Origin of the sequence: Aliidiomarina sp. (assembly GCF_022565475.1) — a bacterium.
Classification (GTDB): domain Bacteria; phylum Pseudomonadota; class Gammaproteobacteria; order Enterobacterales; family Alteromonadaceae; genus Aliidiomarina.
This window is the reverse complement of record NZ_JAIUMR010000004.1, coordinates 33,495-55,023: the sequence shown is the minus strand read 5'-3', so window position 1 is coordinate 55,023 and position 21,529 is coordinate 33,495. Positions and strand designations below refer to the sequence as shown.

The 21,529-nt window shown below is 48.9% G+C and carries 17 protein-coding genes; 6 read left to right on the top strand and 11 right to left on the bottom strand.

Annotated elements, in window-relative coordinates; genetic code table 11:
• Positions 1-3 precede the first annotated feature (3 nt).
• From tldD to LAT77_RS04890, 9 genes are all read right to left on the bottom strand, one after another.
• Positions 4-1,416, bottom strand: coding sequence for a metalloprotease TldD (gene tldD, locus LAT77_RS04930; RefSeq protein WP_290563582.1), 1,413 nt, complete (start codon positions 1,414-1,416; stop codon positions 4-6).
• 34 nt (positions 1,417-1,450) lie between these two features.
• The gene (locus LAT77_RS04925) at positions 1,451-2,293 is read right to left on the bottom strand and encodes a carbon-nitrogen hydrolase family protein (protein WP_290563448.1); all 843 of its coding nucleotides are present in this window, start codon (positions 2,291-2,293) and stop codon (positions 1,451-1,453) included.
• On the bottom strand, positions 2,280-6,197 hold the full coding sequence (locus LAT77_RS04920) for a YhdP family protein (RefSeq protein WP_290563447.1): 3,918 nt from the start codon (positions 6,195-6,197) through the stop codon (positions 2,280-2,282). The genes LAT77_RS04925 and LAT77_RS04920 overlap by 14 nt, the downstream gene beginning before the upstream one ends.
• Entirely contained in the window at positions 6,197-7,666 is a 1,470-nt protein-coding gene (rng, locus tag LAT77_RS04915; protein ID WP_290563446.1) for a ribonuclease G, read from the bottom strand. Before rng ends, LAT77_RS04920 begins: the two co-directional genes overlap by 1 nt.
• Before the next feature lie 6 nt (positions 7,667-7,672).
• Positions 7,673-8,278 (bottom strand): nucleoside triphosphate pyrophosphatase, encoded by a 606-nt coding sequence (locus LAT77_RS04910; RefSeq protein WP_290563581.1) that lies wholly within the window; start codon positions 8,276-8,278, stop codon positions 7,673-7,675.
• Between the two features lie 5 nt (positions 8,279-8,283).
• Positions 8,284-8,766, bottom strand: a complete 483-nt coding sequence (mreD, locus tag LAT77_RS04905; protein WP_290563445.1) for a rod shape-determining protein MreD — start codon at positions 8,764-8,766, stop codon at positions 8,284-8,286.
• Positions 8,766-9,632, bottom strand: a complete 867-nt coding sequence (gene mreC, locus LAT77_RS04900; RefSeq protein WP_290563444.1) for a rod shape-determining protein MreC — start codon at positions 9,630-9,632, stop codon at positions 8,766-8,768. Before mreC ends, mreD begins: the two co-directional genes overlap by 1 nt.
• A 3-nt stretch (positions 9,633-9,635) precedes the next feature.
• Complete coding sequence (locus LAT77_RS04895; RefSeq protein WP_290563443.1) at positions 9,636-10,679, bottom strand: rod shape-determining protein; 1,044 nt, start codon at positions 10,677-10,679, stop codon at positions 9,636-9,638.
• Positions 10,680-10,806: 127 nt separating this feature from the next.
• A complete protein-coding gene (locus LAT77_RS04890; protein WP_290563442.1) occupies positions 10,807-11,304 on the bottom strand; it encodes a type II secretion system protein in 498 nt (165 codons plus the stop codon).
• A 146-nt stretch (positions 11,305-11,450) separates the two neighbouring features.
• Between LAT77_RS04890 and LAT77_RS04885 the strand changes: the two genes are divergently transcribed.
• The 6 genes from LAT77_RS04885 to LAT77_RS04860 all read left to right on the top strand — a co-directional run bounded on the left by LAT77_RS04885 (position 11,451) and on the right by LAT77_RS04860 (position 18,155).
• Positions 11,451-12,014, top strand: a complete 564-nt coding sequence (locus LAT77_RS04885; protein ID WP_290563441.1) for a type II secretion system protein — start codon at positions 11,451-11,453, stop codon at positions 12,012-12,014.
• Entirely contained in the window at positions 12,014-12,865 is an 852-nt protein-coding gene (locus LAT77_RS04880) for a hypothetical protein (protein WP_290563440.1), read from the top strand. The genes LAT77_RS04885 and LAT77_RS04880 overlap by 1 nt, the downstream gene beginning before the upstream one ends.
• The gene (locus tag LAT77_RS04875) at positions 12,855-13,316 is read left to right on the top strand and encodes a type II secretory pathway protein (RefSeq protein ID WP_290563439.1); all 462 of its coding nucleotides are present in this window, start codon (positions 12,855-12,857) and stop codon (positions 13,314-13,316) included. Before LAT77_RS04880 ends, LAT77_RS04875 begins: the two co-directional genes overlap by 11 nt.
• A 58-nt stretch (positions 13,317-13,374) precedes the next feature.
• Positions 13,375-17,448 (top strand): DUF6701 domain-containing protein, encoded by a 4,074-nt coding sequence (locus tag LAT77_RS04870; RefSeq protein ID WP_290563438.1) that lies wholly within the window; start codon positions 13,375-13,377, stop codon positions 17,446-17,448.
• A 196-nt stretch (positions 17,449-17,644) separates the two neighbouring features.
• Positions 17,645-17,884: a type II toxin-antitoxin system ParD family antitoxin gene (locus tag LAT77_RS04865; RefSeq protein ID WP_290563437.1), complete on the top strand. Its 240-nt coding sequence runs from the start codon at positions 17,645-17,647 to the stop codon at positions 17,882-17,884.
• Positions 17,877-18,155, top strand: a complete 279-nt coding sequence (locus LAT77_RS04860; RefSeq protein ID WP_290563436.1) for a type II toxin-antitoxin system RelE/ParE family toxin — start codon at positions 17,877-17,879, stop codon at positions 18,153-18,155. The genes LAT77_RS04865 and LAT77_RS04860 overlap by 8 nt, the downstream gene beginning before the upstream one ends.
• Here LAT77_RS04860 and LAT77_RS04855 read toward each other — a convergent pair.
• Positions 18,152-19,036, bottom strand: coding sequence for an MBL fold metallo-hydrolase (locus LAT77_RS04855; RefSeq protein ID WP_290563435.1), 885 nt, complete (start codon positions 19,034-19,036; stop codon positions 18,152-18,154). The genes LAT77_RS04860 and LAT77_RS04855 overlap by 4 nt on opposite strands.
• Positions 19,037-19,129: 93 nt before the next feature.
• Positions 19,130-21,484, bottom strand: coding sequence for a Calx-beta domain-containing protein (locus tag LAT77_RS04850; RefSeq protein WP_290563434.1), 2,355 nt, complete (start codon positions 21,482-21,484; stop codon positions 19,130-19,132).
• Between the last annotated feature and the right edge of the window lie 45 nt (positions 21,485-21,529).

Sequence of the window (21,529 nt, the reverse complement as noted above, 5' to 3'; positions counted from 1 at the left end):
GCTTCATTCCGTACCACCAACCGTCATTGCATCAATCTTCAACGTCGGTTGGCCGACGCCAACCGGTACGCTTTGACCGTCTTTACCGCAAACACCAATGCCTGTATCTAATGCCAAGTCATTCCCGACCATAGAAACTCGTGCCATCGCTTCCGGGCCATTGCCGATCAGTGTCGCACCTTTCAGTGGCGCGGTTAATTTGCCATCCTCAATGAGATAGGCTTCTGACGCGGAAAACACGAACTTGCCGGAGGTGATATCGACTTGGCCACCACTAAACTGCGGCGCATAGATTCCACGTTTTACCGACGCTATCATTTCATCGGGATGATGCTCGCCAGCGAGCATATAGGTATTCGTCATGCGTGGCATGGGCAAGTGTGCATAGGACTCGCGACGGCCATTTCCGGTCGGCGCCACTCCCATCAACCGAGCATTCAACTTGTCCTGCATATAGCCAACCAGACGACCGTCCTCGATCAAAACATTATGCTGTGTTGGCGTACCTTCGTCGTCGACCTGCAGTGAGCCTCGGCGATTCGCGAGGGTGCCGTCATCGACAATGGTACAACCTTTCGCGGCCACCTGTTCACCAATCCGGCCGGCATACGCTGACGAACCTTTCCGGTTGAAATCCCCTTCCAGCCCATGCCCTACAGCTTCATGAAGCAACACACCTGGCCAACCGTTACCGAGCACAACTGGCATAGTTCCAGCTGGTGCTGGTTTCGCTTCAAGCATAATCAAGGCTTGCCGCACGGCTTCATCCACAAAGCTCAAATACCGCGGCTGCTCGCTATTGGCCTCGTTCGCATCAAGCCAGACTGGCTCAAAGAAATAATGATAATTGACGCGGCCGCCGCCGCCGGAAGAACCACGCTCACGCCGCCCGTTTTGCTCCGCGAGCACGCTACAATTCAAACGCACTAGGGGGCGAATATCGGTTGCTAAAGTACCGTCAGTTGCCGCTACTAGGATATGCTCATATACGCCCGTGAGGCTAACCGTCACTTCTTTAATGCGTGGATCGGCCTTGCGCGCATGTTTATCCATCGCCTGTAGCAAGGCTATTTTTTTACTTTCGCTGAGACTGGAGAGTGGGTTTTCCGGTTGATACAAATCATGCGTCGTCACGGTCGTTAAGACTTTCGCTTTTCCGTCGCCGCCTTGGTCGGCAATACCTTTCGCTGCCTGTGCCGCTCGCGTCAGCGCGGCTGGATCAATACTGTCTGCATAGGCAAAGCCGGTTTTCTCGCCACTAATCGCGCGAATACCTAAACCACTTTCAATACTAAAACTGCCACTTTTGACAATACTATCTTCCAGTACCCAAGCCTCATGGCTACTACTTTGCAAATAGATGTCGGCATAATCGATCCGCGCACCGGCTAAATCATGCAGGCACTGCTGTAACATAGACTCATCGAGTTGCCCCGGAGCCAACAACTGTTCAGCGACTGGCGTTGGTATCTTCAATGAAACGCACCTCAAATTGATTGTGTTGTTGCACTCGCATCCGTTGACGCAGTGCATGAAGTTCTTCTAAATCGGCTTGAATGGTTAAGCTTCCCGGTTCCCGATCAAGCTCAGCAACGACCCGACCCCAAGGGTCGACCACCATGGAATGCCCCCATGTTTCTCGGCCGTCGTCATGACGACCCGTTTGATTAGGCGCCAGCAGGTAGACTTGATTCTCTATCGCTCGAGCTTGAATTAAGGCTTGCCAATGGGCAGCGCCGGTTACTTTGGTAAACGCCGAGGGCAATGCAATTAACTCAGCGCCTTGTTGGCGCAACGCCCGAAACTGTTCGGGGAAACGCAAATCATAACAGACTGCCAGACCGAGTCGGCCGAATGGTGTTTCCACCACCACTAACTCTTTTCCGGGGCGCGTATACTTTGACTCGCGATAACTTTTCGTCTCGTCATCGACATCAGCATCAAACAAATGGATTTTATCATACCTGGCGTGCAGCTTGCCCTGATCGTCAAACAAGAGCGATGCTGCGGCATAGCGCTCGCCCTCATCAATCGGCAGGGTTCCAGCAAGAATCCAAACCTGATACTTCGCTGCGCATTCGCTGATGAAGGATTGCACTTCACCTTGTCCAAACGTTTCAGCAAAGCGACCTTGAGCCGATTCACCGGCACCAAAACGGGAAAATGCCTCGGGCAGGATCACCAAGTGCGGCTTCTCAACGCCCTTGAGTTGTTCAAGTTGCTGTTCGATGAAATCCTTATTGGCCGACCAATCACGACGTGAGGTCCATTGCAATAAACTAATCTGAGCCATGGTTATCCTCTCGATTTTCCTGTTGGCGCTCGATTTCAGCTTCAGTTTTAGCGGGCAATTCTCGCGGTAATACATCCTCAGCCATTTCTGGCAGCTCTACTTCTTTGCTGTCGCGACTGACTTCATTGACCACCGGCTCGCTCATCGTGCCTGTAATTTCATACTGCAATCGGCTAATAACCTGCGCATCATGCAACATGCGATCAATTAACAAGGCCGCTAAGCCGCTGGGTGGGTTGACCATAAAGGCCAATAAAACTGGAATACTCGACGTGACCTTGGGCACATAGGTTAATTGGTAATGAATCGCTTCCGTACTTAAGTTGGTGGTTCCAGCGACCGTCATATCACCAGCGGCCCCATTCATCCGCGTATTATTGGTACTCACGACCCCGTCGTTCAGTTGCAACGTACCACCAAATGACGAATAAAACATACCACGCGCAAAAATGTCACGGAAATCGAGTGTCAATTTACGAATCACACTTTCGAGACTCAAAACCGAAAAAACCCGGGCGGCATCTGGTACATCGCGCAAATAGCCCGCACCAAGCAGCCACTCAACTTCACCACTTAAGCGTTCACGATCAAAATCAGTCGGCAGACCAGGCCAATTTAATGCGTAACGCAGCTGCAAGTCAGAGTCACGAACGATCGAACTAAAGCCTAGATCAGACAAATAAGAGCCGATATTATTCGAGTTGAGATTTCCTTGAATAAAGGTCGCTAGATTCTCACCGTCATCGTGCATCCAGCCGCCACTCGCCGTCAAAACCGTGCGCCCGCGACGCATTTCAACGCGTTCAATTTGTTGCCCTAAATCCGACCGTAAACGCAAACGCACCTCACCTAAGTCACGATCTTCAAAGCGGCAAACACGACAACTAAATGCAATCGGCGGTAAATTATCGAGTAGTTCAGGGTTGCTTGGTTGCGGTTCTTCATCGCCAATTTCGTCGTTTTCAGCAATGGTCGCCGCCTGTAAATAGAGAAAGTCAGCACCAATGGTAAGTTGACCGGGTGTAGATACATTCCAATCAACGCGCGTTCTCGTATTGTCAGCGTTTAAGTCGACTTGCCAACCGTTATCAACACTGCGACCGCGAATTTCGCTATTTGGAAATGCTTGCCCAAACCAGCTTAATGTCTCGACACGACCGTCAATTTGAGACAGTGGCGGTACTAGAGCACGCTGCGGCTCGTTTAATTCGGCAATTTGCGCATCAGAGTCTACATAGAGCTCACCTATCAACGGCAACCATTGTGCTAAGTCTGTTTGTGCGAAACCAGCATAAATATGAAAACCATCATCAGGCCGAACGGCGACCGGATAAGAGCTCTCGCCCAGCTGCAATTCCAATGCATGTAGACCACCACTGCCTAACACCATTTCGGCACGGGCTTGAATGACATCGGCAATTTGCGCGGTCGCGCGAAGATCATCACCGTCAATAGTCAAGACTAAGTTTGCGCTACGATTATTGCCGTGTTGATGGGCAATTGGTTCAGGCAGATCAAATACACTCTCGGCTAAATCACCGTCTAGGTTCAGCGCCAACGTTAATGTGTCACCAAGGCCAAGGGTAAACTCTGCATCCCAAGGCATATCGCCAGCTAACCGTGGCAAGAGTGGGAAGGTGTGATAACGCTCGGCGAGCTCGGGGAAATTCCAGCGACCCCGTAGTTGAGATTGAATTTCATAGCGGCCGTCAACCGACTCTCCCTGTAATTCAATTGCCACCGGCTGCCCGAACAATTGTGCGGACGGCGTCGAGAAATGAATTTCGTCGTTATGAAAGGTTAATGCGCCTTGAATATCATTCAGCCACATGTCGACAGCAGTAAGATAAATGGACTGACCGTCCAATTGAACTTCACCAACGGCCGCAACCTGCGCATCTGGTTCTAACGGTACATCCAATGTGAATGAGCCGTTGATGTGATCTTGCAGTTGCACTTGCTTCAGGGTCGCAGCCACCGAATTCGCCAACGGGCTCATCACAAACAGGTCATGTAGAGCCTGCGGTTCGGCAGTGACACTTGTCTTGATGTGAAGGTGCGGCGCTTCCGGACCAATAACTTGGCTGATCACGCCTGCCACGTTATCCAGCGGAATACCGGCAATTTCACCCCCGTTCGTACGAATTTCAAGCTGTTGATCGACAAAGCGAACGTCAGCCCGGGCTCCAAAAATAGCCGGCCAGTTTTGCTGAAACTTGTAGCCGAGTTGATTAATTTGCACTTGCGCTTGAAAGACACCTTCGCCGGCATCATACGGGAATCCGTTGATCGGCCCCCGCCACACCATGCGCAAATCATCCACTTCACCGTGCAAGAGTGACTCAGTGAGGTAATTACCCAGATTCTCGCCCATTTGTAAGGGTAGTAGCGTAATAACATCAAGGACCGCCATGCCATGACTGCCGCCAACCACAAGCCAGTCCATGGTGACATCATCCTGTTGTCCACCGCTGACGCGCAAGCGTTGCTGAATCTCTGCACCCGGAAGACCAAAAGTGGCACTGTCGATGTCAAACACCCAATCACCATTGGTTTGCAACCAGCCACCGCGAATGTCGAGTTCAGTCAGGGCCTTGTCGTCATTATAGGTCGCCGGTGAATTTAAACGGACTTCATTGCCACCAACAGCGAAATTACCTCGGTTAGGCGTACTCCAAACTTCCAATTGCAAACCTGAAATCCCCGGCACCCCCCGATGTGGTTGCCAGTCGAGTTCATCGGCTTGCGCATAAAATTGCCAGTTCTGCTCGGGACTAAAACGGACCTGCAAATCACGAATGACCCCACGAGTTGCCAAACCCTCCGACCATTCTGCAAGGACTTCGCCTGGAGCACCAAACATGCTCCAAAGCGGACTAAAATCAATCAGCTCAATATTACCGGCATTCCATGTATGGGTGCCTTCAGCATATTCCCAGATGACTTTATCGAGCAGCCAAGAGCGATCATCCAAGCGAACTTCGAGGGGCTGACTGTTCAATAGCCAGCCCGTATCTTGGGGCACCAACACCCACGACGTCGGTTGCGTAGTAAGAAAATGCTCTTCACCATGCCGGCGCCAACTTACAACATTACGATTAAAATGCAATTGGCCGTTGCCAAACTGACCTTGATTAAAGTCTAGCCAGCCTTGCAGGTTAAATTCAGCGCGGGTGAATCGCGCGGTTGTGGTTAATTGCTGAATCCACGGCGTAATGTCGAGATTCTGTGCGTCGACATAGATACTGCCACGTGCAGTAGCAAAACGATCGCCTTCGACATTGAGAATGAAATCGAGCGAATTACGGGTGACGTCAGGAACACGGAAGCTACCCGTTGCTTGGCGCATGTGACCATGTTGCTGCCAGCTCAGGGTGTTAATAAATATTTCACGGGGTGCTTGCTCATAGAGATACACGCGTAACAAAATATCGCGCAATTGAAATCGATCAAGTTGCCGCAAAAACAGACTTTCGAGAAAGTCTTGGGTGGCGTTGGTATCATGCACATCGTTGTCGCCCTGCACATGAATATCGACCTCAGCACCGCTGGCTGAGAAGTGATTAAACTGCAGTTCCCAATGCCACAGGCTTTGCCAGAAGTTAACACCGACACGGGCTTCGGCAACGTGTAAATTGACGCTATCGTCAGCGTTTGGACTTAAGTTAAGCTCTTCAATCACTAGCGTCGGACCAGAGCTTACCCAGTCAGCGCGAAGGCTGGCAAAACTCACTTGGTAGTCAAGCTGTTCACTTAAATATGTCGCTAATTCGTCGTGATAACGTTCCGTGTACGGCAAAGCATAGCGGACCAAACTCAGTAGTACCGCTGCAATTACTAAAAGGACTCCGATTGTAAGCCAAAGTTTACGAATCAGATAATGCACTACCTTACTTATCGTCACTACATCATCACCACATCAAATTGCTCTTGATGGTATAAAGGTTCAACTTGAATACTTATTTGTTTACCAACAAACACTTCAAGTTCCGCCAGCGCTTGCGATTCCTCGTTCAACAGTCGCTCTGACACGGCCGCTGACGCATACACAACAAATTTGTCCGCCGCATAGGCCCGATTGACTCGAACGATCTCGCGCATGACCTCGAAACAGACAGTTTCAACTGTTTTCATCGAGCCGCGGCCTTTACATACCGGACATTCCGACGAAAGTACGTGTTCAAGGCTTTCACGTGTGCGCTTACGCGTGAGCTCCACTAATCCTAACGAGGTGAACCCACTAATACTCGTTTTCGCCCGATCTTTGGCCAACGCCAGCTCAAGACTATGCAACACTCGCCGTTTGTGGTCTTCATTCTGCATATCGATAAAGTCGATAATGATAATCCCGCCTAAATTGCGCAAGCGCAGTTGTCGAGCAATCGCCTGAGTCGCTTCAGTGTTGGTATTAAAAATCGTGTCTTCGAGATTACGGTGACCAACAAAAGCCCCGGTATTAATATCAATCGTGGTCATTGCCTCAGTTTGATCAATCACCAAAGAGCCACCAGACTTCAGCTGAACACGACGATCGAGCGCGCGTTGAATTTCATTCTCGACATCAAACAAATCAAAAATCGGGCGTTCGCCTTCGTACGATTCCAGACGATCGGTCAATTGCGGAACGAACTCACCCACAAATTCCTGTAACTGTTGAAAGCTTAGACGCGAATCCACCCGAATTCGTTCCAATTCAACGCCGACAAAATCACGCAATACACGTGCAGCAAGATTTAAGTCCTCATAAAGCATGCCGCCTTTTGAGTTCTTCTTTTTCCGTTCCTGTATTTTGCTCCATAAGCGCTTGAGAAACTGTGCATCCTGCTCGAGCTCTTCGCTGGCACTGCCCTCAGCGGCGGTGCGGACAATGAAACCGATATCGTCGTCACAACACCCTTCAACAATCGTCCGCAAACGGTCGCGCTCGCTTTCACTTTCAATGCGTTGCGAGACGCCAACATGTTTCGAACGTGGCATTAACACTAAATAACGTGACGGAATGGTAATATCTGTGGTTAAACGTGCGCCTTTCGTACCGAGCGGGTCTTTCACCACTTGCACCATAATGTGCTGGCCTTGACGCACGAGCTGCGAGATATCCGCAGGAGGCAACTGATCACGGTCGAGCTCTTCAACATTTTCAATATGGGTAATAATATCGGACGCATGCAAGAACGCCGCTTTTTCGAGTCCAATATCGACAAACGCAGCTTGCATGCCAGGTAGCACACGACTCACTTTGCCAACATAAACATTACCAACCAGACCCCGACGCGCTTGGCGCTCGATGTGCACTTCTTGCAGGATTCCGTTTTCAACGAGGGCGACGCGGGTTTCACTCGGGGTCACATTAATTAGAATTTCCGCACTCATTAGTTGTTACTCCTCGTTGAGTTGTTGTCGCCATTGTTGCAGGAGCTGGTCCGTTTCATACAGCGGAAGTCCGACGACGGCAGAATAACTACCGTCAATCTTGCGAACAAATTTACCCGCCTGCCCCTGAATACCGTAGCCACCGGCTTTATCTTGAGGCTCGCCGGTGAGCCAATAGCCTTCAATTTGTGCCTCTGTCAGCTCCGCGAAAGTGACTTCTGTCGTCACCAAGGCCTGCCAAGAGCCCACTGCGGAACAGAGATGAACAGCGGTCATGACTTCATGGCTGCGGCCACTGAGGGTACGCATCATCTGTTGAAAATGCTGATAATCGTTTGGCTTTTCTAAGACCTGTCGCTCATGTTCGGACATCACCGTAACGATAGTGTCCGAACCCAGTGTCGCGGTGTATTCAAACCATTGGTTTTGCTTAATTAATATACCACGAACCGCGTTAGCTTTCTCGCCAGCTAACCGCTGCACATAGCTTTCTGCCGACTCATGTGCCGCACGAACCTCAACAATATCAGCGGGAAGTACGCGAAAATTAGCCAGGAGTTGTTGCAGAAGCTCATAACGACGCGGCGAAGCAGACGCTAAATATAAATCCAACGCCATCATCGAACTAAAAACTTCCGCCGAGTCTTACGCAGCAGCAAGAAAATCCATGGCCAGAAAATAGCGGAACTCAAGGCCGGCCAAAAATAATGCCACATCAGCGGAGCGTTATTTAAATAGTGTTCGAAGAGATAGACAATAAGTCGTGCGGCAAAGACTAAAACCATCACCAACAACGCTTGTTGCGACAGCGAAAAATTGCGAATGCGACTGTAATAGCGCGCTGCCGGGTAGGCAATAATCGCATACGCGGCGGTGTGAAAACCAAGTGTCGAACCGAGTAGAACATCAACGGCCAAGCCAACACCGGCGGCATAACCGATGTTCACCCGGTGCGGTAAGGCAATAATCCAGTAAATTAAAGCTAATAGCGGCCACTCTGGGCGAAACGGTGCGATTGCTAGCGACATCGGCATAACCGCTAAAATGAGCGCCAGAATGAAGGTGATAAGGATAATGGTTCGCTGTAAGACACGCTGCATCAATCAGTACCTCCCTCGTCACTGCGAATAGGCTGGTTATCGCTCTGCTCATCCCATAACAGTAAGACCATTCGAATCCGGTCAAGATTAGCAATGGGGACTGCGCGTATTTGTGCGAATGGAAGCGATTCATCACGTAAAATAGATTGTATGCGTGCCACCGGATAGCCTTCCGGGAACACACCGCCTAGACCTGAAGACATGAGCAAGTCACCGGTTTGTAATTCGGTCGAGTGCGGCACATGCATAAGCTCCAGCGAATTGGTGTCGCCGACCCCTTGAGCAATAGCGCGAATGCCACTGCCCGCAGCGCGAACGGGAATCGCGTGGCTTTGGTCCGTTAAAAGAATTACTCGTGCGGTGGTGATACCCACATCAACCACTTGGCCAACCACACCATCGGCATCAATGACCGGCTGACCAATGAAGACGCCATGGCGAGTACCTTTGTTAACCACAACTTGATGGGTGAAAGGGTCTGAGTCGATGGCAATCACTTCGGCAACCATGCGTAATCGCTCGGTGCGCTCGTCACTGGCTAGGAGCGTGCGTAAACGATCATTCTCATTCACCAGAAACTCAAAACGCTGTAACTGACCTTGTAAGTCAAGCAATTCTCGTTTCAAGCGGTCATTTTCGCGGGTCAAAGCACGGCGGCTTTGCAGACTATAAACGAGATTATCGAGGCCTTGTTCCGGTAACACAGCAAGAAACTGCACCGGGCTGATTGCAGAGTTCAAATACAAGCGCACTTGCTGCATCGCACCGAGCCGATGGTCTAAAAAAATAAGCAAAAACGCTAGCACTAAGGCTAGCGTTAATCGCAGACGAAGCGAGACAGTTCGAATGAAAAGCGGCGTCGACACAGTCTACTCGTCGTTGAACAGGTCGCCACCATGCTCGTCGATTAACTCGAGAGCTTTACCACCACCGCGGGCCACGCACGTTAGAGGATCGTCAGCGACAATCACCGGGATACCGGTTTCTTCCATCAATAGACGGTCGAAATCACGTAAGAGCGCACCGCCGCCGGTTAACACCATGCCTCGTTCAGCGATATCCGCAGCAAGTTCTGGTGGTGACTGCTCGAGCGCATGCATAACGCCAGCGACGATGCCCATCAAGGGCTCTTGCAGCGCTTCTAAAATTTCATTACTGGTTAATGTAAACGAACGCGGCACACCTTCAGCAAGGTTACGACCGCGGACTTCAAGCTCGCGAACTTCCTCACCAGGGTATGCGGCACCAATTTCATGCTTAATTCGCTCAGCAGTCGCGTCACCAATGAGTGAGCCAAAGTTACGGCGGACATAGCTAATAATTGCTTCGTCAAATTTATCACCGCCAATCCGCACTGAACTTGAGTAGACCACGCCGTTGAGTGAGATAATTGCAACTTCAGTGGTACCGCCACCAATATCCACAACCATCGAGCCGGTAGGCTCCGACACCGGTAAACCGGCACCAATCGCTGCCGCCATGGGTTCGTCAATCAATACGACCTGACGCGCACCCGCTCCCAATGCCGATTCACGAATCGCCCGACGCTCAACTTGAGTCGCACCATAAGGCACACAAACCAACACCCGAGGACTTGGCAGCAAGTAGTTATTCTCATGCACTTGCTTGATGAAATGCTGGAGCATTTTTTCAGTGACGTGAAAATCCGCAATGACACCGTCTTTCATTGGCCGAATGGCTTTAATGTTGCCCGGTGTACGGCCCAACATTTGCTTCGCAGCATGACCCACAGCTGCAACGCTTTTCGCACCACCTGCGCGGTCCTGTCGAATGGCCACTACCGATGGCTCATTTAGCACAATACCTTTATCTTTCACATAGATGAGAGTGTTCGCCGTACCTAGATCGATCGACAGGTCGTTGGAAAACAAACCGCGCAACTTCTTAAACATGGAGGGTTATTCCCTTTACTCGTGGTTATTATTGTGGAGAACAGTAACTAAGCGCTAACTTTACCAAGCTGAAATCCTTGCGGCAAGCGAGTTTTCACGGTTTTAACAAGTTTTATGACGTTTCCGATCAGTTACACGCACCACTGCGAATATAGCCTTGGCTTTGGATACAAATTTGCCGAGTTTCAAGCCCGCTAATTTGAATCTCAACATTGCTCAGACCGCAATCTTCGGCGCTAGTTTCATGGTTTGATGAAACAGGACAACCAAGACTGTTAAACAAAAATTCAGAGCCCGCTCCGGGTAAGCTAGACGTAACATTAACGCTAACCGGATCCGACGGGACAATGACACGTTCAGCTATGACCGTTTCGGCACAATCAAGCGGGGTAATTTGCGATGCACTGAATTGAATGCCGTAACAGCGATTTATACTATCTTGCATGGCGCGTTGTTGCTGTAACCGAAGTAAACTCAACAGCCGTGCCTCAATCGTTGCTTCAGGAACGGTTCCGCCAGTAAAAAAACGTGGGCCTACCGACACCGCTAAAATGCCAATTAAAACCATAACCGTGATTAACTCCACCAATGTAAAGCCGTCACTTTGGTGCGATTTGTAAGTCAACTCTATGATCCTTATCGCCTATGCAATTTATTTAATAACCGTCATCACGTAGGCAGTTTAAACAAAAAAATGTAGTATGAATAACAGTATATCAACATTGTTGCATGGATGAGTTATGATCATTCAATAATGTCAGGGAGTTTTACATGACTGCAAAAGCTCAAAATCAGACAAACCGCTGTCAACAAAGCCAATCTGGCTTTACGCTTATTGAAATTATTGTCGGCATTGTCACCCTTGGACTCTCATTCATTATTTTAACGGTCATCATTTTTCCGCAGGCTCAACGCAGTGCAGAACCCGTTTTGCAAATTCGAGCAGCCGCTTTAGGGCAAGCCCTGCTGGACGAGATTATGAGTAAAGGTTTTGACCAACAAAGTAGTTTTACCGGTGGTCAGTTGCGATGTGGAGAGATTGACGCACCCCAGTGCACCGCTCCCGAGGATCTCGGCCCCGAATCGGAAAGTCGTGAAGCGTTTAACGATGTCGATGACTATCATGAGTTACATTTGAGTGAGTCCCTTGCCGGCGCGCTCGGTGAGGATCTCGCTGATCGCTTCCCTAACTTTAATTACGCTATAAATGTCTGTTACAGCGATAGTTTCGGGAACTGTGATACAACAATTACGCGCTTTAAGCGCGTGGAAGTCACCGTGACTACCCCGCAAGGGCAAGACTTCAAATTTACCGCTATTCGAGGTAATTACTGATGCTCCGGTGTTCCACATCTCCTCGCCCACAGTTGGGCTATACCCTAGTTGAACTGGTGACTGTGATTGTTTTACTCGGTTTTGTTGGTATTTTTACCTTTCGTTATCTCGGTTTTGGTGCTCAGATATACAGCGACACCACTGGCCGCGAACAGTTAATTTCCCAAAGTCGCTTTGCGGTCGAACGCCTGTCTCTTGAATTGCGTAATGCTTTGCCGCGCAGTATTCGAGTTGACGACAGTGATAACCAACGCTGTATCGAATTTTTGCCGGTGATTACGAGCAGCAACTACCTCCAAATTCCGCGCCCCGGATTAACCGCAAACGACGATTTTATCGTTGTTGAACCCATTCGTAGTGATCAACTCGAGGGGCGTTATTTATTTGTTTACGCAACGTCAACTCAATTTATCTACGGTCCGTCAAATTTACGCCGAAAAGAAATTGATACTGTTGACCTCGATACACCTCAGTCCGGACTGCTAACCATTAATTACAATACGACACCATCATTTTTTCCAACCGAAAGCCCGGCGCGACGGTACTATGTGACTGGCAACCCCGTATCCTGGTGTTACAATGAAGCGCAGAACCGCCTCGAGCGCTATAGCGATTACGGGCTTTCACAGAATCAAAATACGCATGCAGAATTACTCAGCAGCGCAACGTATGAAGTTATGGCGGTCAATCTTGTTAATGACACCAGTCAAACGGATGAACGGCCCTTTCGAGTATTCGAGCCGACTTTGCAGCGGAATAATTTAGTGCAAATCGACTGGCGTTTTCAACGCGGTTCGAGCAACGAACCACTGCAGATTCTTCACGAGGTTCACGCGCCCAATGTTCCCTAGTCGAAATTTTAGATCTCACAGTTCGCAGCAGCGAAATCCGCCGTTCAAGCAACGCGGCGGCGCGCTGGTGGTCGCCATTTTTATTATTGTCGTGATGAGTATTCTCGGTATCGCTATGGTACGGATTCTTGGTGACCTAAGCCGTGCAACGGTCAGCGAGGTGTATGGGGCTAGAGCATACGCAGCCGCACGCAGTGGAGCGGAGATATTCTTAACTGACCTTTTTCCATTTGACCAGCCGGTTGCTGCGAGTGAATGTACCAGTGTCAGTTATAGTTTTACGGCGGATGGTTTGAACCAATGCAGCGCAGACATTGACTGTGTCGCCTATACGATTCCAGCCCCCTTTAGTGGTCAGCACTTTCGCATTGTCGCTGAGGGTGTCTGCAGTGTTGGGGCAACGAATTATTCAAAACGCATTATTTTGGAGGCCACCGATGGGGTTTTCTAAGTGCCATTTAAGTTTTTTAATGCGGCCATTACATAGATTTTTAGCACTAGCTTTACCTATGGCTGTATTGCTTTTTGCCAGCCTAAGCTTCAACGCTAACGCCAATACATATGATTTAACCGCACCCAATCGACCAGCAATTTGTAGTGGTAGTCAAGGAACCTGGAGTGGTAACACATATACTTGCACGTGGGGGCAACCGCTACAATTGGCTTCTGGCGATGTGGTTACTTCACAAGGGCCGATTAATATTGTTTCGCAAAATGGCATTAATGTAAGTAATGTCACTTTCGGCGGTAATGGCAATGACATTACCCTAAGGGCAGGTGGCAGCAACCTTATTCAGTTGAACAACTCAACGCTATTCGGTTCAATAACAAACACGCCTAGAGCGCTCTTAGAAAATGGTACTGTAGTTCACGGTACCATTAGTACATCTTCAACTGTAACGGTGAACAACAGTACAGTCCATGGCAGCGTTACCTCTGGTGCTGCCTTGAACGCCAATGGCGCTATTTTTAATAGTAGTGTGAATAGTAATAGCAGCCTTTCCATTGATAATAGCACCGTTGCCGGCACCACCAGCTCCGCAAATGCGTTCACCGCTAGCAATACAACGTTTGGCAATAACGTTATCAGTAATGGTAGCCTAACCATCACTAATGGGAACGTAAATGGAAATATACAGGCTGCAAACGCTCTCAATTTAACTAGTGTGAACGTAACAGGAACCACCACATCAACTAATGGTTCAATTAACATCGTGGGTGGTGATTATACCGGTTTAGTCCTTTCGAACTGCTGTAAAGTAACTGTTTCTTCTGGGGCTACTATACGAGATGGAATTACGGCTGGAAATAATGGCATCGAAATAAGTGACAGCACTGTTTCCGGTAATCTAACCGCGGCGAATAATCCAATTATTCTGAATAACGTTAATATGCTTTCAGGTAACATCAGCGCCGGCCAAAACAATGTAACCATTAACGGCGGTGTTATTAATGCCAACATTCCTAATGCCCACCGGATTTTTGTGAATAATAACGCACAAGTTACTGGGAATTTACAAGCGCGCTTTGAAGTGAATTTGAACTCTAGCGTTGTGGTAGGTAACGTTGAAACTACCGATGATCATGATGGTTTACACCATGTATACATGACCGATTCAATTGTTTACGGCAACGTTATTGTGCGCTCAGATTGGGGTACTATTACGGGGAATTGGCCGAACAGCGCAATTTACGGCGATTGTCAGTATAATTCAGTAACCCCAAACTTATGCTCTGAAGCACCTCCCGAGTTCTGCGACGAAATCACCACAGCAACCGGCTTCGGCATTGTCGGACTCAGTGGATTTACATATGTGAACTCAACCATAAATAATCAACCTATTCAAGGTGTTGGCAATACCCCGACGCCAGTTGGCGTGGTCGATACGGTTAGTCTAAATTTACCTCCATTAGATCCAGCTGTATTTCCGACTTTCACATCCAATACAAATGTATCCGGAAACACAATAAACCCAGGTACGTATAATCAAGTCACTCCAAACAATAATGGAATTCTGACTTCGGGCACTTATTACATAAAACGGCTCACTATAGGAAATAATTCGACATTAACGATGCAAGCCGGTGATTACTTTATTGAAGATTTTCGAATTGGCAATGGTATACAAATCATTACGTCAGGCGGGGCCGTCAATATATTCATTAAGAATTCCATTGAGAGCGCACAAGGAGGCAGTCCTAACCAAGTTGAAATTAACACAAACGGAAATGTAGGTAACTTTCGAGTCTACCTTTATGATGGAGCGTTTATTGATATTGGCAACGGTAATCAAGGTAATAACGCCCCAGTCAATTTTAATGGATTAATATATGGACCTGCAGCCAACAACAATATTAATTTCGGTAATAACAACACTATTCAAGGCAGTATATTAGTTGCTGGTTCCATTGATGTAGGTACTGGAACCGAGTTTATTTACACAGCTGAAGTGGAGAGTAGTATCAACTCGGCTCTGGGCTGTGAACAAGATGAGACGGCAATTCACCATTACCGGGTTCGTCACCCACTCAGCTTAATAAGCTGCTACAGTGCGCCCGTGATTGTTGATGCGTGTGCCGATGCCAGCTGTTCAACGCTGTACCAAGACCCGGTAAGCGTTACGGTGGCCTCAACGGCTGCCGGCTCGAACTGGCAAGGTGGTGATTTAACCAGCACATCAGGTACCAGTGGAACATTGGCATTGAATAGTGGCTCTGGCGCCGCCGGTTTGCGCAATGTGCCGGGCGGAACAACGACATTGAGCGTTAGTTCAGCCACTGTGGCGGCAGAAAATCCCGTCCAGTGCTTTGACCCGACGGGTTCAACACCGACGTCCTGTCAAATCAACTTTCAAACCGCAGGCCTGATTTTCACCGCTAATAATGGCAGTAGCCCGATTCCCGATCAATTTGCCGGCTCGCCGTTTAATGTCGCCCTGCGTGCTGTTCAGACGAACAACACAACCGGTGCGTGTGAAGCGCGTGTGGAAGGCCCACAAACCGTCAACATAGGCGTTGAGTGCTTAAATCCAGCCGACTGTGTTGCCGGCCAAGCCTATACCGTTGACGGCACTGAAATTGGGTTCAATAGCAACAGTGTGGTGAATAACTTGGCTCCGGTGAGCGTCACCTTCGACGCCACCGGCACTGCCGTCTTACCCCATCGTTATAGCGATGTTGGACTTTTGCGTTTGCATGGTTCGCTGACTTTAGCCCCCGAGCCGAATGCGAACAACCCAGACATTAATGACCCACCGGTGACTTTGACCGGTATGAGTACGACCGAGTTTGTCGTCAAACCCTACTCGCTTATAGTCCGTGCCCTTGATAACGATAATAACATTTGGACAGCCACCACGAACACCGGTCCTGGCTATCGTGCCGCTGGCGAATCCTTTTCGGTGATTGTGCAGTCGCTCAACGCAGATGGCGACCCAACACCGAATTTTGGCAATGAATCTCCGATCGTTGACGTCTCTGCCGCCATCGATTCCGTAGTATTCCCAGCAAACGGCGTCCAAGGTAATTTGTCCGGCCTTGGTAGTTTTATACCTTCTTCCGCAATCACGGGTGCATTCGAAAATAGTGGACTCACCTGGAGTGAAGTCGGAACATTGGGGTTAGTCGCCAGCTTAGTTGGCAATGACTATTTAGGTGGTGGTGATGCCTTTGAGCGACCAGTAAGTCCAGTTGGGCGTTTTTATCCCGATCGATTTGTAGTCGCCGACTCGAGCGTCGTCAATGCCTGTACGGTCGATGGTTTTAGTTACATGGGGCAACCGGATATCCTCGTTGGTTTTACGCTTCACGCAGTGAATACCAATGGTAACCGTACTGAGAACTATGGTCGTGGCGGATATTTGGGCAGTGCCGAAGTTAACGGTGTGATCGCGAGTTTAACCCCATTAGATAGCCCCGCAAATGAATTCAACACCCGTTTTGGATTCAATGCTGCCTCGTTGTGGGAAGATGGCATTTTAACCTTTGTGGAAGACTCGATCGTTTTTAATCGACGTGCTGACGATACCCCCGACGGTCCCTACCCAGAAGCACGCGTTGGCCTGCAAATTAGCGACGAACTGGACAATCGTGGCTTCAGTGCAAGTACCGCGACCTTGAGTACAGTGTCCGGTGATGCCGCCCCCCTATCGGGCACGCTAAATCTCGTCTATGGTCGCATGGTGTTGGAAAATACCTTTGGTCCAGAAGAGCAACCTTTACCGGTGGATCTGCGCACGCAGATATGGAACGGTAACAACTTTGTCGTTCACACCAATGACAGTTGCACTAATTTTGCAGTCGCTAATTTACAACTACTTGATCCTAGTTCCACTACGTCTACTGCAGACGGCACCGATGGTATATTTGACCAAGGTCTGGTGCCGCCGGGTGACTTGGTGTGGTTGCCACCGACGGTCAGCGGCAGTTTTGACGAGTTCGAATTTGAATACGATGCACCAGCATGGCTTGAATTCGATTGGGTCGATGCCGAAAACAATACCCACCGCGACCCCCGAGCCTTTGCGAGTTTCGGACAGTATCGTGGCAACGACCGGATCATCTTCTGGTTAGAGCTACGTTAGCGACCCACATACGTCAATAGTGGCAGCCTGTGCTTGCAGGGTTTAGGGTGGATAATCGCTCAGAAGGCCACGACTAAAGCATGGTGTTATAAAGCTGTAATTCAAGGGACAATGGCTGAGTTGACTTGAAAACCTCTACTAGCCTGCTAAACTTGTGTTAATATTTCATACAGTTTAACTCAGTAAAGGTTTGTTTATGGCTCGCACAACAAGCGTTACCATTGGTTCAGAACTTGACCAGTTCGTGAATCACCTAGTTCAATCTGGCCGCTACGGCTCAACAAGCGAAGTCGTTCGCTCTGCGTTGCGCTTACTCGAGCAACAAGAGTACCAAATCACGGTGCTGAAAGAAGCACTAGCGACCGGAGTCGCTAGTGGTGAAAGTGACTATAGTCTGCGGGATCTTGCTGAACAAGTGAAAGCGCAACATGTATAAGCTTTCTAAGCAAGCAGCGGTAGATTTTACATCGATCTTTGAATACACATTACTTAGTTTCGGCGAGGAGCAGGCGGAAAACTACCTCAATGATCTCGACGAAACACTCAACCTCCTTGCTCATTCGCCTAAAATTGGCTCCGAATGTAGCGATCTACTGGAAAAGGCGCGTCGACACTTTTTTAAGAAACATGTGATCTACTATCAAATTAAATCGACCCACATCTATATCGTGAGGGTTCTACACCAAAGTATGCATCCCACTCTTTAATGACTTGCTTGTAAGTCATTAAAGAGTGTTCGTATCCAGCGCTCTTCATTGATGAAATTCCACGTCCACTCCGCCCATTTTTCGTCAAGCCCAGTGGCGACCATAGTGTCGACGTCAGCACCCGCTGCATGCCAGGCACGCAGTTGCTCCCGAGTTTCGATCATCATGTCACGCAGGCGTATATAATCCGTTGCGGTTGCTAAAGGGCCATGTCCAGGAATGATTTGCGTGTGCTCATCAGCATCAGCTAACACCGAGTTAATTGCGTCGATATAGCCCTGCACCGTTCCACCAGAATTCAAATCGACAAATGGAAAGCGGTCGACAAAGTACAAGTCGCCAACATGAACGATATTCTGCCCATCAACCCAGATCACGATATCACCGTCCGTATGGGCAGTAGGATAATGTTTGAGCGTTAAGGAGTATTCACCTAAATCAAGCGCATGACGGTCGGTTAACGTTTCGGTCGGTAAGCCTTCACGCGGAAAATCAGTGTCATCCGCTAAGCGCTTGAGCACATTAGCATGCGCCAGAATCGTCGCACCTAAGGTCTCACTCATATAGGCGTTACCACCGACGTGGTCACCATGAAAATGGGTGTTGATCAGATAAGATAAGGGCAAGCTTCCAAGTGCTTCAACTTTGGCGCCAATGGCCTCCGCCATGCGCGCAAACTGCGCATCGACTAACACGGTATGCGATTCGGTAGCGACCAGCATCATATTGCCACCCTGCCCCTCAAGCATAAAGATACCGTCTGCAAGACGGGTCTCACTCACGTCTTGCGCGAATATCGGCTTTACCATCAGTAACGCAGCCACAGCCACGATAGCAACTGCCCAACGATTACCGTTCATACGTGATTTCATTCGCTGCATACTGGAATCTCCAAATAAAAATGCTGCTTTCAACTGATAGTTATAGTTGAAAAACAGCATTTTGGATCGTTCCTGATGTAAAGGTTCTGTGTGTTAATCGAAGGGCACAATTCCAATACGGATAATTCGATTTTCAAATTCATCCGGTAAATTCGCATTTTCGGCACGTACTAGTAGCAATTCAAATGTCTTTTGCGATGCTACTGGCTGAACATTTAATTCGACGATTACTTCGCGCGCTCCCGGCGCAAAACTAAACTCTGTCATCGCAAGTTCATAATCCGTTCCAGCGACCGCAGTTTGGTCTTGCGAGTACACTTCAAGAAGACCTGCTAATGGTGCAGAACTGTCAAATGGCAGTACGATCCGGCGTAATGTATTTGCTTCTGGGTCATTCGGATTCGGAGCTGTTAGCACAATGACTTCGCTTTCACTCGGAATGCGAATATTTGGGATCACCGCTGTATCACGCGGGTCAATTTGTACTGTGACTGCTCGATTCGCTGGCAGTAGAAGTTCATTTGCATTGGAAAACACGAGTTCAAATTCACGCGGCGCATCTGCATTGGCTGGCAACAATGTAAAGGTCACTGCTACTTCACTTGTTTCAGCATTAACTTCCTGCTGTACTTTTGCCACTTCAATAAAGTCTACGCCCGCAAATGCACTACCGTTACGACTGCGAATGGTCACTGCACCATCATTCAGCATCGCATGTGACAGCTCAAAATAGAGCGTAATTTCTTGTTCGTTCGTGGTTCTTGGTGCTGGCACTCGAATTAAGCCCGGCGCTAAACTTAACGTCGGTAAGGGTGAAGGCTCGCCAGCAGACACGATCCGCACTTGCAACTCACGCGTGGTCGGCAAATTCACACCATTCGGGTTATACAGCTCAACACGGAAGGTGCGCTCGTCAACGTTATCAGCATTAGCCAATAAGGTGAACGGAATAGATATTTCTCTAGCCCCTGCGGGAAATTCAATCACGCCGTCATGGCCGTCAAAGTCAACATCACGACGCGCACTTTCCGCAATGAAGTTAACGCCCACGGAGCCATCAACTGGCATGGCTTCACTCAATGGTAAGCGCAATGTGAACGCCTGAGTTCCAGTCACCGGCGCATGATAATTTCTTGAGCTGGGCACAGTGACACTAGGAACCACCACACCTTCGTTATTGCTATGGACAATTTCCACTGGGATACGGCGATTCGCTGGTAAACCGATACCTTGGCTGTGAATTAGCTGAACTTCAAACTGTAGATTTTCAGTTGTGTTGGCATCATGTAAAACTTCAATTTCGAATGCCCACTCTTGAGCACCAGCATGAATACGCTGCGCATCATCGTCGATGGCTGAAACTGCTACAAAGTGAATGCCGGACTCGGCTGTGTTGTCGACGGTTTGCCATTCGATCGTCGCAGCTTCAACAAGCGGACGGTCGAATGACACAACGATTGGATAGCGAATACGCTCCCGCGCTGCAGATGGCATTCGCAAAGAAAGTTCCTCAGGTAGTATCAGGTTTGGTGGTTCTGGGTTAGTTGTTTCACCATAGGACAAGGTTACGACTATTTCGCGGCTTTCAGGTAATTCGAAGCCCTCAGCATTTAAAAACTGCAGGCGGAACGAGCGATCTGCGGCATTCACATCACCGAGCAACGGCAGGAAGAAATCGAGTTCGGTTTTTCCAGCAGCGACTCGACAACGCGATGAAGTGCAGTTTTCACCTGTTACCGCCAGATAATGGTCACCTTCGCGCGCTGTGCTGGCTACTGTGCGAATTTCAACTGAACCATCATTCGGAATAGACGCAGAGAAGGGAATGACGACTGAAAAATTTGCTTGTCCCGATGGTGGTGCGACAAAACTAAGTTCAGCCGGAATATTAAGGCTGACTGGGCTGTCTGGTTGCGTTTGCTCATTCGCGGTAAGAATAATATTGTGTTGGACACTATCACCTAGCGTTGCATGGGTTGCACCAATCAGCTCGATACGGAATTGTCGATTTGTCGTGCGGCCACTGTCATTCAGTAAACGCACAGGGATATTAGCTTGGCGTTCACCAGCAGCAAAGGTCACGCGCAAGCTATCCAGCTCAAAGTCACGCGCAGCTAATGCAGTACCTTCAACAAAGCGAAAACGAACTTCGCCATCTACCGGTGCAGGTCGTGATAAAGTGACGGGAATGGAATATGTTAACTCGTCTTCATCATCAGCAAACTGAATGGTTTCAGTGCCACTTATAGTCACTTGCGGATAAGGATTATTCACTGCTCCGGGCTTATTATCTGGGTGCTCTTCACTACAGCCGCTGAGCACAATAGCAATCAACAGCACCGTTACTAGTGTGAGAAATGAACGTAAACTAGAAACGATATGAATAGTAGCCGAAAATAAACCTTGAAAAATAGCTGAAGGCCGAGCACTAGAACAGACAAAAAGCATGTTAAGCATCCTTGAATTATCGCACGTTTACGCGAATAACATTTT

Excerpts from the sequence above, each read along its gene's own strand:
- tldD (WP_290563582.1), bottom strand. The coding sequence starts at position 1,416 with ATGTTACAGCAGTGCCTGCATGATTTAGCCGGTGCGCGGATCGATTAT.
- LAT77_RS04925 (WP_290563448.1), bottom strand. The coding sequence starts at position 2,293 with ATGGCTCAGATTAGTTTATTGCAATGGACCTCACGTCGTGATTGGTCG.
- rng (WP_290563446.1), bottom strand. The coding sequence starts at position 7,666 with ATGAGTGCGGAAATTCTAATTAATGTGACCCCGAGTGAAACCCGCGTC.
- mreD (WP_290563445.1), bottom strand. The coding sequence starts at position 8,766 with ATGCAGCGTGTCTTACAGCGAACCATTATCCTTATCACCTTCATTCTG.
- LAT77_RS04895 (WP_290563443.1), bottom strand. The coding sequence starts at position 10,679 with ATGTTTAAGAAGTTGCGCGGTTTGTTTTCCAACGACCTGTCGATCGAT.
- LAT77_RS04885 (WP_290563441.1), top strand. The coding sequence starts at position 11,451 with ATGACTGCAAAAGCTCAAAATCAGACAAACCGCTGTCAACAAAGCCAA.
- LAT77_RS04880 (WP_290563440.1), top strand. The coding sequence starts at position 12,014 with ATGCTCCGGTGTTCCACATCTCCTCGCCCACAGTTGGGCTATACCCTA.
- LAT77_RS04875 (WP_290563439.1), top strand. The coding sequence starts at position 12,855 with ATGTTCCCTAGTCGAAATTTTAGATCTCACAGTTCGCAGCAGCGAAAT.
- LAT77_RS04870 (WP_290563438.1), top strand. The coding sequence starts at position 13,375 with ATGGCTGTATTGCTTTTTGCCAGCCTAAGCTTCAACGCTAACGCCAAT.
- LAT77_RS04865 (WP_290563437.1), top strand. The coding sequence starts at position 17,645 with ATGGCTCGCACAACAAGCGTTACCATTGGTTCAGAACTTGACCAGTTC.
- LAT77_RS04860 (WP_290563436.1), top strand. The coding sequence starts at position 17,877 with ATGTATAAGCTTTCTAAGCAAGCAGCGGTAGATTTTACATCGATCTTT.
- LAT77_RS04855 (WP_290563435.1), bottom strand. The coding sequence starts at position 19,036 with ATGCAGCGAATGAAATCACGTATGAACGGTAATCGTTGGGCAGTTGCT.
- LAT77_RS04850 (WP_290563434.1), bottom strand. The coding sequence starts at position 21,484 with ATGCTTTTTGTCTGTTCTAGTGCTCGGCCTTCAGCTATTTTTCAAGGT.